9 protein-coding genes are annotated in these 15,228 nt (G+C 53.1%); all 9 read right to left on the reverse strand.

Going from position 1 to position 15,228, the window contains the following annotated elements; genetic code table 11:
* Nucleotides 1-120 precede the first annotated feature (120 nt).
* Entirely contained in the window at nucleotides 121-1,971 is a 1,851-nt protein-coding gene (locus tag AC0YNT_RS20220) for an ABC transporter ATP-binding protein (protein WP_475806252.1), read from the reverse strand.
* On the reverse strand, nucleotides 1,955-3,643 hold the full coding sequence (locus AC0YNT_RS20225) for an ABC transporter ATP-binding protein (protein ID WP_475806395.1): 1,689 nt from the start codon (nucleotides 3,641-3,643) through the stop codon (nucleotides 1,955-1,957). Before AC0YNT_RS20225 ends, AC0YNT_RS20220 begins: the two co-directional genes overlap by 17 nt.
* A gap of 308 nt (nucleotides 3,644-3,951) precedes the next feature.
* A complete protein-coding gene (locus AC0YNT_RS20230) occupies nucleotides 3,952-4,914 on the reverse strand; it encodes a carbohydrate ABC transporter permease (protein ID WP_475806396.1) in 963 nt (320 codons plus the stop codon).
* A gap of 49 nt (nucleotides 4,915-4,963) precedes the next feature.
* Entirely contained in the window at nucleotides 4,964-5,839 is an 876-nt protein-coding gene (locus tag AC0YNT_RS20235) for a carbohydrate ABC transporter permease (RefSeq protein WP_475806253.1), read from the reverse strand.
* On the reverse strand, nucleotides 5,836-8,142 hold the full coding sequence (locus tag AC0YNT_RS20240) for a DUF5696 domain-containing protein (RefSeq protein WP_475806254.1): 2,307 nt from the start codon (nucleotides 8,140-8,142) through the stop codon (nucleotides 5,836-5,838). The genes AC0YNT_RS20235 and AC0YNT_RS20240 overlap by 4 nt, the downstream gene beginning before the upstream one ends.
* Nucleotides 8,139-10,262: an SMP-30/gluconolactonase/LRE family protein gene (locus AC0YNT_RS20245; protein WP_475806255.1), complete on the reverse strand. Its 2,124-nt coding sequence runs from the start codon at nucleotides 10,260-10,262 to the stop codon at nucleotides 8,139-8,141. The genes AC0YNT_RS20240 and AC0YNT_RS20245 overlap by 4 nt, the downstream gene beginning before the upstream one ends.
* A 16-nt stretch (nucleotides 10,263-10,278) precedes the next feature.
* Nucleotides 10,279-11,169 (reverse strand): carbohydrate ABC transporter permease, encoded by an 891-nt coding sequence (locus AC0YNT_RS20250; protein WP_475806256.1) that lies wholly within the window; start codon nucleotides 11,167-11,169, stop codon nucleotides 10,279-10,281.
* On the reverse strand, nucleotides 11,166-12,215 hold the full coding sequence (locus AC0YNT_RS20255; protein WP_475806257.1) for a carbohydrate ABC transporter permease: 1,050 nt from the start codon (nucleotides 12,213-12,215) through the stop codon (nucleotides 11,166-11,168). The genes AC0YNT_RS20250 and AC0YNT_RS20255 overlap by 4 nt, the downstream gene beginning before the upstream one ends.
* Nucleotides 12,205-15,213 (reverse strand): extracellular solute-binding protein, encoded by a 3,009-nt coding sequence (locus tag AC0YNT_RS20260; protein ID WP_475806258.1) that lies wholly within the window; start codon nucleotides 15,211-15,213, stop codon nucleotides 12,205-12,207. The genes AC0YNT_RS20255 and AC0YNT_RS20260 overlap by 11 nt, the downstream gene beginning before the upstream one ends.
* Nucleotides 15,214-15,228 lie beyond the last annotated feature (15 nt).

Genomic DNA, 15,228 nt, shown 5'->3' on the forward strand with positions numbered 1-15,228 from the left:
GCCTCACTTAAGAAGCTTATCTCCGTTTGTACGGTAGAATTTTATTCATATACTATTCCAACCTGATAAATAGGAATTTGAGGCTACTATATCACCGAACTCTTAAAGCTGTCAAAACGTTTATGACAGCTTCATGAATTGTAGTTCCTGTTCCTGCTGCTGTGTCTCCCCCTTCACATGGCTGTGAAGTTTGTAATAATAGCCGCGATGCTTCAGCAGCTCCTCATGCGTACCCTCTTCTGCGATTACCCCGCTGTTCATAACCAATATCCGATCGGCCTGTTGAATTGTAGACAGGCGGTGGGCAATAACGAACGTCGTTCGGCCGCGCGAGACGACCGACAATGCATGCTGGATCAACTGCTCGGACTGCGAATCCAGATTTGCCGTCGCTTCATCCAGAATCAGGACCTTCGGCTTAAACACGATAATACGGGCGAAGGAAAGCAGCTGTCGCTCGCCTGCTGACAACCCGCTGCCGCGCTCGGACAACATCGTATCGTACCCGCCTTGCATCCGGCGGATCCGTTCATCAGCGCCCACCAACTGACAGGCTTTCTCCACCTCTTCGCGCGTAATCGATTCATCGAATAGACGCACATTATCCACGATGCTGCCATGATACAAATATGGCTCCTGTTGGACAAGCCCGATCAGCCGATGCAGCGTGGCCTGCGGAATATCCCGAACATCTATGCCATCGATGAAGACGCTGCCGCTCCTTACATCATAGAACCGGCAGAGCAGACTGATCAGCGAGCTCTTCCCGGCTCCTGTCGTACCGGCAATCCCGATCATCTCGCCCGGTCGGACATGAAGATCAAGTCCACGGATTACAGACCCACCATCCCCATATCCAAAGGTGATCTGATTGAAATCGATCCGTCCCTGGAACGTTTCAAGCTCCACTGTTGCTTGACTGGATGGCTCCCGTACTTCCGGTTCCTGCGCAAAAACATCCCATATCCGGTTCACGGATACGGTAGCCGACTGCAGCGTATTCCATTGCTGAGTAATCGTTGTAATCGGCTGAAAGAACTGGCGGATATACGTGATGAAAGCATACAGGACGCCGAATTCGAGATCATGCCCAAGCACAGCCCGCCCGCCAAACCAGATAACCAGCGCCACAGACAAGTTACCCAATATATCAAAGGTTCGGTTGAACATAACGTTCGTGCGGATTTCCCGCAGATTTGCTTTATAATAGGCCCGGTTGCGCTCCAGAAACCGGCGCCGCTGTTCGCGCTCCTGATGAAACACTTGAATAAGGCCCATGCCCGCCAGATTTTCCGCACAAAAGGCGATCAGACGGGAAAGATTCGTTCTTGCCAGTTGATAAGTTTGGCGCATATAGCCGCGGAACAAGATGGCGATCAGCGCGATGACCGGCAGCAGGATCATGCAATACAATGCAAGCTGTGGATCAAGTTGAAACATCAGCACCAAAATGAAGGTAAGCGTGAGGCCGTCACGAAGCAGGCTGAGCAGCACCTGGTTAAAAAATTGGTTCAGCGATTCCGTATCGCTCGAAACATAGGTAATTAGACTGCCGCTAGGAACGCGGTCGAAAAAGGAAATCGACTGCTTGGCGATATGCCGAAACACCTGCTTGCGGATATCCGCCACAATGCCCTGGCCGGCATGCTGGATCAGGTTGTTTTGCAGATAAGTAAACAGCAGATTTCCTGCTGACAAGACGAGACAACTACCTGCGATTACGAGCACAGGTGTGTATTCCTTGCTGCCCTTCATTAAATGATCATCGATTGCGATCTTGACCAAATAAGGCTGAAGCAAATCAGCGAAGATCGCAAGCAGGATACATGCAAATACACCAAGGAGCGTTAACCTGTATGGCTTCGTATACCCGATCAGGATACGGAATGCGGATGAATAGGACGCTTTGGGCGCCGGGAGGCTATGGTCGGTCTTGCTGTCCATTTGCCAATTATTAGTCGCCTGTGCCATTTCGGCTCCCCTCCTCCTGAATCGCATGCAGCGACGCATAAATACCCGGCTCTGCCAGCAGCTCATCATGCGTACCCCGCTGCACAACCTGGCCTTGATCAAGCACAATAATTTCATCGGCATGCTTCAGCGCGCTAATCCGGTGCGCAATAATAATTGTTGTTTTGTCTGCCCGCTCGTCGCGGACAGCTTCAATAATTCGTTTTTCCGTCACGGTGTCCACCGCACTCACGCTGTCATCCAGAATAAGCACAGGTGCATCCTTCATCAGCCCCCGAGCCAGAGAAGTACGCTGCCGCTGTCCACCGGACAAGGTTACACCGCGTTCCCCAAGCTTTGTCTCATAACCATCGGTGAATTTAGATATGCTGCTTGCGATCTGTGCAGTCCGGGCCGCATGCTCAACCGTGCGGAAGTCAGCTTCACGGTCATGGAACGCGATATTATCGCGGATTGTCGTACTGAACAAAAAGCCATCCTGCGGCACATAAGCGATACTGTCACGCAGGCACGCCAAGGTAAGGTCCTGGATATTGGTATCTCCCGCACGAACGGTCCCTGGCGGAGCTTCATAGATGCGCAGCAGCAGCTTGATCAGCGTTGTCTTGCCGCTGCCGGTAAGCCCGACGATGCCAACAGTCCGTCCCGGCTCCAGCGTGAAGGAAATGTCCTTCAGCACCTCCCGGTTAGTGCCGGGATAAGTGAATGACAAACGATCGATCACCAGCGGTTCCTTCTTCAAATTCTTCTCCACGGCATTGTCCAATTCCGGAATATCCGCATGCTCGCCGAACAGATTATTCAACCTCGTTAACGAAGCTCTTGAGCGCTGCATCGTGTTGATGACATTCCCGATCTGCTGCAGTGGTGTGATCATCATCCGGATGTATAGAGTTAATGCGATGAAGTTGCCAAGCGTAATCGTTCCGTTCATCGTCAGATAGCATCCGAATGCGAATGTAATAATGAGCGACAAGGCACCAAGAAACGGGATCAGCGCCTGGAAAATTGACGATACCCGCACCAGCTTCACCTGCTTGTCGCGGATACTGTCGACCGTTTCGCTGAATTTACGGATCATAATCGGCTCCACCGCGAACTTTTTCGTTACCCGGATTCCAGCGAACTGCTCCTCGGCCGATTCCGTCATCGTGCCAAGCGCCTCCTGAACCGCAAGCGACCTTTCCCGGATAACCGGCCCGAATCGGACCACCATATAAGGAATCAGAAGCAACGGGAGGACGCAGACGCCAATCAGATAATACGGAATATTGCTCGTCAGCATCGCCGCGACTGCCGTAATCATAAGCAGCGTCGTATTCGTCGTCTGGTTGACTCCCATGGAGATCGACTCACGTACGGACGTAATGTCATTCATCACATAGCTCAGCAGATTGCCGACTCCCCGCTTCGCATAGAAGCGTTCGCCGAGCACCGTGAAATGATGGAATAGCCTTTTGCGCGCGAAATATTCGAAAATCCTTCCGACGTACATAATATGGAACTGCCCAATGCCACCAAGCACCGCATAAATAATGCCAATGCCCACAAGCAACAGGCTATAATGGCCAATTGCAGAAGCTGTCAGCGCGCCGCGCTGCAGCTCATCGGTGAACTGCCCGAGCACCTTGGGGAAATAAGCCTGAAACAGGTTCGCTGCCAGTATAAACATGACGCCCGATGCGTACACATACCACTTCGCCTGGAAAAAGGCGATTAGAAGCGGCTTGCCGCTCGCCGCCTGACGTTTATCCTTTTGCTTTCCGAGCCTTCGAAAGACAGCTGCTATCCATCTGTCGACAAAGCCAATCCTGCCGCCTGCTGCCTCGTAATCATCATCGTCAAACCGCCAATCCTTCGCCGAGTGAATATGCCCCGGCGATGAACCGGCATGGATCGATTCACTCAATGTTCTGTTCACTTCCCTGCAGTTAGGTTATCCGCCCGCCCTTGTCTTATAGCATGGACAAGCGGGTTATTCTATTCGACAAGCCCCGTCCGTTCCACTCCCTCAACAAACCATCGCTGAGTGAAGCCGTAGATGAACAGCACCGGCAATATAATAAGAAAGGAACCTGCCATCTTGATCGGCTCCGCAAATACGCTCATTCCTCCCCCTTCCGCCTCTCCAGCGAGGCTGGCCGACAGCCTAGACAAGCTGACAGATAACGGAACATGCTCGGCCCCCAGCATATACATGGCGGGATAGTAGGCATCATTCCATGACCAGACCAGTGAGAACAGGAATACGACAGCCATAGCTGAACGCGAGATGGGCAGCATGACGCGAAAGAACAGCCGGAACATGCTGGCGCCGTCGATCCGCGCAGCTTCCTCCAGCTCTTTGGGCAGCGTAGAGAAAAACTGCCGGAATATTAGAACGAACAACGCGCCTTTCAGCCCGTGGCCAAATACAGCCGGCACAACCATCGGCAGCACCGTATTCAGCCAACCCAGCTCCTTGAACATGAGGATCGACGGCAGAATAGTGACTTGCGGCGGCATAATGAACGTAAAGAGCAGCGCGGCGAACAGGAGCCTCTTAAGCGGAAAGGACAGTCTCGCGAAGGCATAACCGGCTATCGCGCAGGATACCGTCTGAAGAATAGCGGTGGATAAGGACAGCCCAAGGCTAATGCTGAAGCTTTGTGCATACTGCATTAGCGCCGCTGCCTCTTGAATATGCCCCATATACAGCGACTTTGGCACCCAAATAACCGATGGATCAAGCAGGCTGTCCGCATCCTTCACCATCGTCGTCATCATGTACAATATTGGTTTCAAATAAATAAATGCCGTATCCACCAGAATCAGATACATAAATACACGGAACAGCAGCCCCTTATCCGCTTCTCTCCCGAGCAGCAGCGTCTTTGTCCCACGCTTCAGCTTTTCTGGTGAAACCGAAAGCTGAAAGTTACCAACTTTTTTTTTAATAAGCATCCTCGCCATGTTGCTCTCTCCTCTCTGAACGCTAATATGGATCTGTGGGTTATTTCCTTTCGTTACCGCCAAACGACTTGTTGACCCGGCTGAACAGCAGAGCCGCAAGACCAAGGAACAGCAGCACAAATACAAAATAAATCCAGGCCAGTGCACTCGACACGCCATAATTTTCTGTATTTACCTTGGCGATGATCGGGTTCGACGGGAAGGTAAACAGATCAACAACCGTATAGATCAAGTTCAGGAACAGAAACGGTGTAAGACCGGGCAGCGTTATTTTCCAGAAGGTGCTCCATGGATCGGCCCCGTCGATCCTGGCTGCCTCGTAGACTGAGGACGGGATCGTCTGCCTGCCTGCAAGGAAGATCAGAATTTGTACGCCCGAATACCAGAGCACGAGCACAAAGGAGCCAATCAGGCCAAGAAGTGTCGATGACCAGGCATGCGGCAAATACGTCTGCAGGAAGGTATCGACCTTCATGTCTGATAGAAAGGCCAGCCCACCTTCACCCTGCACGGTTAGCTCCTGAATAATTTGTCCAGAAGCAAATATAACCGGCAAGAAGAAGATGACACGGAACAAGGTTCGGCCGGGAAACTTCAAATTTAGCAGCACCGCAAGAAGCAGCGAGAAGATCAGAATAATCGGAATCATCACCGCAGCCTGCCTTAGAAACGGCACCAGATCATCGTACAGCAGCCCGCCGTCTGACATCAGAATTTCACGGTAATAGCTCAGGCCAACAGGTACCGTCTTAATGCCGGTAACCGTAATCTGCACCTGATGAAAGCTCATATATAGCGAATATCCCAGTGGAAAAGCCACAAACGCCAGAAAACCGATTACCCAAGGAGCAATGAACAAAGAGCCTTCAAGGCTGCGCAAAGAGGCAGGACTCAATCTTTTTCGAAGCTGGTTCATAAGGAAACCTCACCTTCTTCGAGAACAATGAAGTCCTGTGCAGGAACATGAATGCCGCCACTGCCGTCATAGCTCATTAGGTTGTAATTGACCACGATTCGGCGGCCTCCCGCATAGACAGTCTCCTTCACACCGGGAGCCAAAGTGATGTGACCGGTTATCGCCTGATCTTGCACACCTGCCAGCGCTTCGTTATACCGCTTGTATTCCTCAGCCGCCGTATCCAGCCACTCTGTATAATCGGTGCTGTAATACCAGACCGAATACGAGCGCTTCAGCTTGTCGGAGGAAGCCGCAGTGAAGATAAAGGACGGGTAAGCGCCATATTCGATGCTTCGCAGGAAGCCAGTCCGGTATTCATCGCGAAGATTCGACCATTGCGAGGTATACGGCACCAGCCCGTGCAGCACCATTTGGGCGAACGGAACGGCTTCATCCGTGAACAGATCATAGGAATAATCGTCGGATAACTGCAGGAACCGGGTAGCGGGGCCAAGGGTATAGAAGCTTCCATCGGTTACGCCGGCACCGCCGAGCGAAGTCCGCACCTCCTCCAGCAATTGCTGCTGATTCTCAAGCGCCTTGCCACGGTCGATTATGTAATTTTTATTGAAATCGCTGCTCAGCGAGCTGCCGAAGCCGCCGCTAAACACAATGCCGTCAGCTCCAAGAGATTGATAAGTTTTGAGATCGGATCTAAGCGCTTTGGCTGCGAACAGCGGGCTCGTATAGGTGATCTCATCCTGCTCCGGTGCCGGCCGGTACTGCTGCACCGTGCCCGCCAAATTACGCAAGCCGTCCTCTCTTGCCCAGAAGCCGCTACGTCCGTTATTGTTCCACTCGTAATTCGCAGTCAGATAAACATCGGCTCCAAGCTGATGCGCCTCAGCGATAAAAGTCTTCATTCCTTCGTTGCCTCCAAGCCGGGAATCCACCGGGAACAATCCGCCGTAGGAGGAATAGCCGCCCTTCTGCCACCCCTCATATTGGACCGAGACCGGCGAAATACCCTTCCCGGCCAGCGCACGGACAATTTCTCCCGCCTGCCTCGTCGTTGTCGCTTCCAGGTAATCATCTTTAATCAAGCCCTGCTTCGTATCGCCTCCAATCAGATCGAGGTAAAACGGCACGTTCGGATGTGTTTGACTAAGCGGCGCCAATCCTTTCTCGTCTGTAAGATAACGTCGGTAGGCTGATGCCATTCCTGCGTAATCACTGCTGTCGCCCTCGAGGAAATAATAGCGGACGGCGCGTTCAGGTGCCACGAAGCGTTCCTTGTTATAGGTGAAAAACCCTTCATCCCCGCTCCGGCTCGTATTCTGGAAAAACTTGATCCGGTACTGCCACTCCGGTGTGGCCCAATAGGAGTTGCCATACACGCCACTTGGCGCGGCAAACAGCTTAGCGTATTGCTCGCCTCCGGTCAGCAGACCAAACACCGCCTTCTGCCCGGATTTGATACCAAATATCGGCATCCGCACAGTTGCGCGGTCCGTATTGTCTACATAAAAGGCCATATCCTGCCCATAAATGCTTTCGCGGTAAATCGTTTTATCTGCCGAGGCATGATCCTTGAAGCGGATAAGTGAACCGGATCCGTCCGGCAACAGCACATATCCTTCGCCTCCGGTATAAGGCTCGGCACCAAGCAGCGGATACAGCTTCAGGTTAAGCAGACTAAGCGCCCCCCTCTCCTCCAGCATGCCGTCGTCGATTGTCGTCTCTACATGATCATCCTTCAGCTTCACCGACACCGGAATCCGGAAACCCGAATTCGTAAAGGTATAGGTGGCTGTAAAACCATCCGCTTGGACAGCGAAGTCATCCAGCTTGCCGCCATCATCATACCAATTGACCGTTCGTGATTGAGACTTTGCATTACTAAGATCTACACTTTCCAGGATGACCGGCGATAAAATGTGATTGCGCCATGTTCCCGTAATCGTCTCCTTCGGCCACTCGGTAGGATCAGGATAGGAATACCACATGTTCCCCGATGTCTGGCTGACGACCTTGAAATGCCCGGTCGACGGGTCCGCCCATAGCTGAAGCTCGGCGGATTCACCAGCCTGAACAAAGCGGCTCTCATCTGGCAGATCCGGCTTTGGTGCAGGCGTGCTTGTTTTCGCGGGTGCACTAGCAAGTTGAACTTTTACATCGGTCTTTGAGGTACTAACGTTAGAAGCAGCTGATACACTCGCTTCCTTCGGATTGCCCGCCTGAAGAAGCACCGCCATGATGACAATCGCCGCAGCCGCTGCCAGCAAGGCGGCGATACGTGAAGCGGATAGATACCTTTTCATCGGATCGACACCTCCTGATAAATCGAATAAATAAAGCTGAACAGTTCGCTGGTGAGGCCGTATACGATAAACAGCAGCACGCCGCACACCGCCATCGTAACAATGGAGAGCGACATATTGACAATCGTTTCGCCAACGCTGTAATTTTGAATGCTCTGCACCTTCCAGAACAACAGTAGACCGACCCAGACGTACATGGCGAGCTGGAAGAAATGAAAGATCGAAGCCTCGTTTTGCGTCAGCACATTCGATATCAGTGTTAGAGGAATACCCGCAAGCACAAGCGGGAAAAGCGCATAAGCACTGCCGTACGCAACATCCCGGAAGCGGCCTTCCCCCTTATAAATCGAGCTGACCAAATAGTTGCAGACGACCCAGCCCAGCCACAACACGCCAAACCGCACCCAGACGGTAAGCAGATTCAGATCCAGCGAGGCTTCGGGATCGAATACAAAGCCCGTTCCGGCTTTGATTACGCCGTATGCGGCGAAGGCGAGCAGCAGGATGACCATGCTGCCGATCAGGCCTGCTTTTCCTTCATACCGAATGCCGGTAAAGCCATCAATCGGATGCCTGAGGATATAAAAGGCATGCCTCAGCTCCGCCAAGCAGCGCTTCAACCACCCCGATTCTTTATCAACACGCCGTTTCAACCGCCGCCGGATCACACGTTTTGCAGTGTAAACCACGGCAAACGCAATAACGGCGGCTGTCATTAGACGGCCGAAATGATGCTGGAACCATTCGAGCCGCGCCTGCCAATATGCCTCGGAATACCCTTCCGTATGACCGGCTTCCCGAAATAGTCCCTTCGCGCGGTTGTAATCCCCCTGCTTGAACGCTGCTTTGGCGAGGCCAAGCAGCGCCGGCGTGTAATGGGCGTTAAGCCGCAGCACCTCTTCCCAGAGCTTGGAGCCTTCTTCATATCGGCCATCCTGCGTCAGCTCGTTGGCCTTATGGACTAATGCGCCGAATTCCGACAGGCGGAAGACTTGAACGAGATTATTTTCTCCGTCCAGAATATACAGATTGTTGTCCGTGTCGGAGGCAACCGCCGCCGGGCTCTTCACAACCCCAAGCTTCGGCTCCGCGCTTTGCGCGCTGCTGCCCCAATAGAACAGCAGATTGCCGTTCGCATCGTATTGGCTGACAATGTTCAGCTTAGCGTCAATCACAGTAATATTGCCGGTGCTGTCCACCGTCAAATCGTTCAGCTGCGGCTTATCGCGGCCCTGAAACATTTCGCCGAACCGCCGGGCTCCGCCGCTATTGAAATCGCCTTTACTAGCAAGCATGTCGAGCCCTGCGATATTATGCTTCCGCACCTGCCCCTTCGCGACTTCCTTAGTCACCGTATAGATGAAGCCCTCATTATCCAGCGTGACGCTTGTAATGGAGCCGGGAAGCTTCGCAATCTCACGCTGATACATTTCCCGGGTGTACAACACCCGCTTGATCGCATCCGACAAGGAGTATGCGGTCTTGCTAGCGCCGAAGAAACTTTGGAAGCCACCATCCGGCTTCAACTGCAGCAGCCCCTGGTAGCCGCCAAGCGTAGCAACATATAGAAATCCACGCTTGTCGACAACGAGCTTAACCGGATCGTATTTGAAGCTGTCCGGCAGGAATTTCGATTCCGGCCGCTTGAATTCCTGAAGCAGCTTCCCGCTTGGATCCAGCTTCACAACCCGATGGTTGCCCGTATCGGCTACATAAATCTGGCCCGCTTTGTCGACAAACAAGCCTTGCGGCTGACTGAGCGGGCTATCCTTCACTTCTATCACCTGCAGCAGCTCGCCTTCCCGCGACATAACGACAATCCGGTTATTGCCCGTATCCGCGATATACAGACGGTTATTACCGTCGATGAACAAGTCCTGCGGCTTCTGAAGGGGTGAATTCACCAGCTTGGAAGTATCCTTCTTATCCGGCAATATAATTTCCCTGCCGAATGCACCGCTTGGCAAATACGCCATCTGCGTCCGCACGGCTTCTCCGAAGCCGTCCTTGTATTCCGTTGTATACGGCGCATAAGCGGACACCTCCTGAGGGTGAACGGCGTTCCACAGTAGAGAAGCAAGGAGCGACCATATGACGATGGTGATTATTCGTTTGCGCACGGCCTGCCCTCCCTTCTTATTTGATGCCGGAATGCGTCATCGTCGCGATGACCTTCCCCTGCAGGAACAGAAATATAATCAGATTCGGCACGAACATAATGAGCGAGGCAACCGCAGCCGCGCCCTGAAGCGCCACGTTGTTGCCAAGCGTGCTCGTCAGTGTGGACAGGAAGAACGAGAAGCTCTTCATATTCTCATCGAGCATAAACAGCGAGGACGACTCCACGTTGCCCCATGCATTCTGGAACGCCAATATGGCAACCGTAGCAACGGCCGGCATACAGACCGGAATAACGATCCGATAAAACACAGTAAACTCCGATGCTCCGTCAATCCTTGCCGCCTCGAGCAGCGCATCCGGAATCTGGTCGATGAACTGCTTGAGCAGAAATACGCCAACCGGCATCGCCAATAAAGGCAATATATGCCCGAAATAAGTGTTCATAATTCCCAGCTCGCTTACGACCAAATACCGGGGAATCTGCACCGCCTCGGGAGCGAACATCAGTGTCAGCACGATGGCGCCGAACACCAGCTTATGCCCGGGAAAACGATGCTTTGAGATCGGGAACGCACACAAGGCGCTGACTCCGGTAACCGCTATAACGGCTGCAACGGCGATAAATACGCTGTTGAACAAATATCTCGACATCGGCACCGTCGAACGGGCCGTGACGAGGAACAACTCCCGGAAATTATCCAGAGAAGGCTGCGAGACGAAAAACCTCGGCGGATATAGAAACAGCTCCTGGTACGGCTTAAACGCCTGATTAAAGATGTACACTATCGGCAGCAGCATAAAGACCGACAACAAGGCCATGATGATAAACAGAGACAGCTGAAAACCATCGATCCGATGAAGCCATCTTCCTCTCTTCCAAGGGAAAGCAAGCAGCCTGGCCATCATTCATCCTCCTTCGAGCCAAACAGCGACCAGCTCAGTTTATTGGACAAGTACATCAGTACAAGCAGGAACACGGACAACGCAGCCGCATATCCCATCTCGAACCGAATAAACCCGTAGTCGTCAATGTGATTAATAATCATATGGCCCGCATACTCTGGAGTCGGATTAACACCCGACAGCTGTACGCCAATCGCACCGGACTTGAAGGTTCCGACGATCGCCATTACCGCCCCAAACAGCATTTGCGGCTTCATGGAGGGGATCGTAATGTACCATATTTCCTGCAGCCGGCTCTTTACACCGTCAATTCGTCCCGCTTCATACATCTCCTTGTTGACGTTCAGAAGTCCGGCAAGCATTGCCAGAAACCCAACGCCCATACTGGACCAGAGCGTCGTCACAATCATCGAATCCATTAGATGAGCTTTGTCGGTCACCCATAGAATCGGGGATTCGATTAACCCTAGCTTCAGCAGGACGCTGTTCAGATAGCCAAGCCGGTCCCCTGACAACAGCGGCAGCCATACGATGGACATCGCGATGCCGATCGTAAGCGATGGCGTATACATTGCCAGCGTGAACCAGCGCTGTGTTCTCGCCGGTAGCTGCGTGATGAGCCAAGCAAGCAGGAACGAAGCGATATACCCTCCAGGACCTACGATGAGCGAGAATTTGAATGTGTTCGGTATGGCGTATTTCAGAAAAATCAAATCCTGCGACAGCATGTATTGAAAGTTTCGCCACCCGATAAAATGCGGCTTCTGGATCGAGTTATAAGAAGTAAAGCTAAGTCCGATCGCCGCTAGCACGGGCACCGCAATAAAGGCGGTAAAACAGAGCATGAACGGCAGGATGAACAAATAGGACACCCGGTATGACCATATCTCTTTCAGAAGCATAAGCAGCCTGGCATCCTTCTTTCGGAGGACGGCTTCCTTATGTGCCAGCACCGTCTCCACTACGGCGCCAGGCACGGCAACCGGAACATGGAGTGATGTCTGGGCGGTAGAGGTGGAGACGGAAGCCTTATGCTGTTTATTTGACATAACGCTCCACTCCTTTCCACGGTTCATTCACAACCGGAATATCCATATGTTTCAGAATATTGCCTGACGGATCAATAAAACCAAATTCCTCCTGCTTGCGCCGCAGCTCCCGGTCGACGTCAAGAACAGTCGTCTCCATGGATGTGCGGTAATTCATGCCGTCTACAGCGGTTCTAACCCATGCGTTGCGGATCTCCCGGCCCAACAGATAGCCGCCTGGTAGGTTCGGCTTCTCCTTATACCACGCCCATGCCTGCAAGATGACAGCAGCGTCCTCCTTCTTCCATGGCAGCTGGACAAACGCGTCGAGATTGGCCGTATTCCAGCGGAATGACACACCGTTCATTGACTCCAGATCAGAGCCGTAGCGTACCTGTGTATCGGTGGACAGCCACCACTTCAGGAACGTCCACGCCTCTTCCTTATGCCTCGAGCTTTCGAAGACGACGCCCGTCGACTGGTCGCCGCCGGCCCATCTTGTAATCGAGCCGTCCTGCTCTTTAACGCCGGGAATAAGTGCGATGCCCCATCTGCCGTTCAGCTCCGGCGCTGCAGCAGAGAGTTGAAGGTACATATTGTAGTCCGAGATGCCGATCGGCATCGAGCCGTCGCGGAAATGCTCATAGAAGCTCGGCACTTCCTTATCCACGGCATAGGTATTGAACAGATCGGTCCACTGCTTGAACGCGGCGAAGCCTTCCTGACTGTCTATAGCGGTTCGCTGTCCATCCGGTGAGAAAAATTCTGCGCCATGCTGATTAAAGAACGGGATGAACTGCTGCCAGCCGTAATAGAAGTTCTTATAGTTTTCCTGAAGCGTCGGGAGCATGTCGTACAGCTCCTCCCACGTCTCGGGCACCTGTAAGCCAAGGCTCCGCAAGATATCCTTGCGGTAATAAAGCACCTGAAACGACTGTGTTTCCGGCACAGCATAGTAGCCCTTATTGTAGTAGACGGACAGCCAGGAGCCCGGACTGTAGCGGTTATAAATATCCTTGAAATCGGGAAGCTTGGACAGGTCATGCAGACTGCCCCGGATGGCATAATCTACCGGAAGATCCTGCGACAAGCCAAGCGCGACATCGGGCTGCAGCCCTGCGGCATTGGATAGGACGAGCAGCTCAGGATTCGGGAGCAGATTCACCTTCACCCGGATGCCCGTCTCCGGCGTAAACATCTCGTCTGCGAGATCCTGCAGCTCCGTCACATGATCGCGGCCACGCTGTACCCAGACGTTCAGCACCTGATCATCGAGCTTGCCGATGCTATCTTTGTTATTGAACGAGTAATAGAAGTTTTTAACGGTTCCCTTCACTTTCGCAAGACGAGAAGCAGTCATATGAGGAAACGGCTGCACTTCAGGCGCTATATATAGTTGATCAAGAAGCAAAGGCTGCTGGTAAAGGCTGACCGTATAAGCGCTGATCCGCTCCTGAATAGAGGTAAAGTCATCAATGTGGCGCGGAATGTCATCCTCTCTCTTCAGCATTGTCCTTAAATCAGCCGCCGAGGTGCCCAGCCCTTGGCTGATGCTGTCCTTGCGTCCATTCGCTTCGACCATGAGATCTGACAGAACCTCCAGTCGCTCCGCAGCCTTGCTTAGATGCGTGGGCAAATCCGGAAGCTCCTGACGGATGCGCCAGGTGCGGTTATTATCAGTCTGCCCGCCGGTCAGCGACAGTAGGTCGTCCTGTGCTGTCCGCAGCAGCGCCGTAACATCCTCGATGCCACGTACAATCGGACTAACCGCCGAATAGTTGTTCGTAAGCGACAAGGTATGCGTGCCTTCGTGCAAATAAAGAAGATAAGGCTCCCCGTCCTCCTTCTCCAGCACAGTGCCCTTCCAGTTCCCGGAATAAGCAAACCGATAAGCGAGAAACTCGGCGAACGGGACGGAGCCGTCCACTTCAATCCGCCGGTAAGAGGCTTTCTGGGAATAGCGGTTCTGAAGCGTTCGCAGCGCTATTTTGTAAAGTCCATCTTGCGGGGCATTAAATGTCCATGTCACCTTCTGATTAGACTGGTTCCAGCGTTCACCGCCAAGCGAGTTGAACACAATTTTCCCGTGGCTTACCGGTACCGTACGCTGGTCCGTATCATAGAACATCTGTACCGCCGGGTCGTTCTTGCTCGTAAACTGCTCAGCCTCCAGCGTCAGAACTGTTGTTTTGGCGTTTGAAGCCCCCCCTTGCTCTGTAGGATACTGAGCAGCAATATCCTCATAAGCCGGAACCTCCGTAGGCGGCGCCAACGTGAGCGAGCCGATCGCTACCGGCTCATCACCCTGCAGCCGGAGCGAGTGGCTTCCTTTCTCGAAATACCAGAGCAGCGGCTGCGCATAAGCGGCGCCGCTATCGCTGAAAGGTACCGTCTGCCAGCTTGAGATATCGATAGAGCGGGGACGAATCTCTTCGCCTAGTTCATTCTTTTTCACCGGTCGTTCGTCCGTCCAGCTCCGATACAAGGCAATTGATGAAGCCTCACGGAACGGATGTAAACCATCCAGCATAACTTCAAGCAAAATCGGGCGTGTCTTGCTGGCACCTGTGATTGGATGATAGTCCACATGAATTTCATACAGGCCGCTCTCCGGCACATCCAGCCGATACTCAATCCAGCTGGCGTCTTCGGCTTCCCACCTCAGCACCTCATCGCGGCCGTCATAGCTTCCATCTGAGACATTAGCTCCCGCCGACACGGCCGATGGCCTCAAGACATTGACGGGAACGGCAGCAGCGGCGCTCATTGCCCCGGCCTTCTTCCACTCAAGCATTCGGTCGGCATAATAAGGCTCCGCATCCGACTCCTCCGGCTCACTCAGCCTTGGAAGCGACAGCGTTCCCCGGTCCCCAGCCGCCGCATAGCCGGCAGGCGCAACATCCGCAGCGGCAGCTGACTGCCGCTGCCCATCCGCCGAGCAGCCTGCCGCCACCGCAACCACAATAAGCATCAGCCCTATAAGTCTAGCGGCAGGATGTAAGACGGCGGACCAATTCATAAGCGGATCTTCCTT

The sequence above is a fragment of the Paenibacillus sp. J22R56 genome, assembly GCF_056269375.1.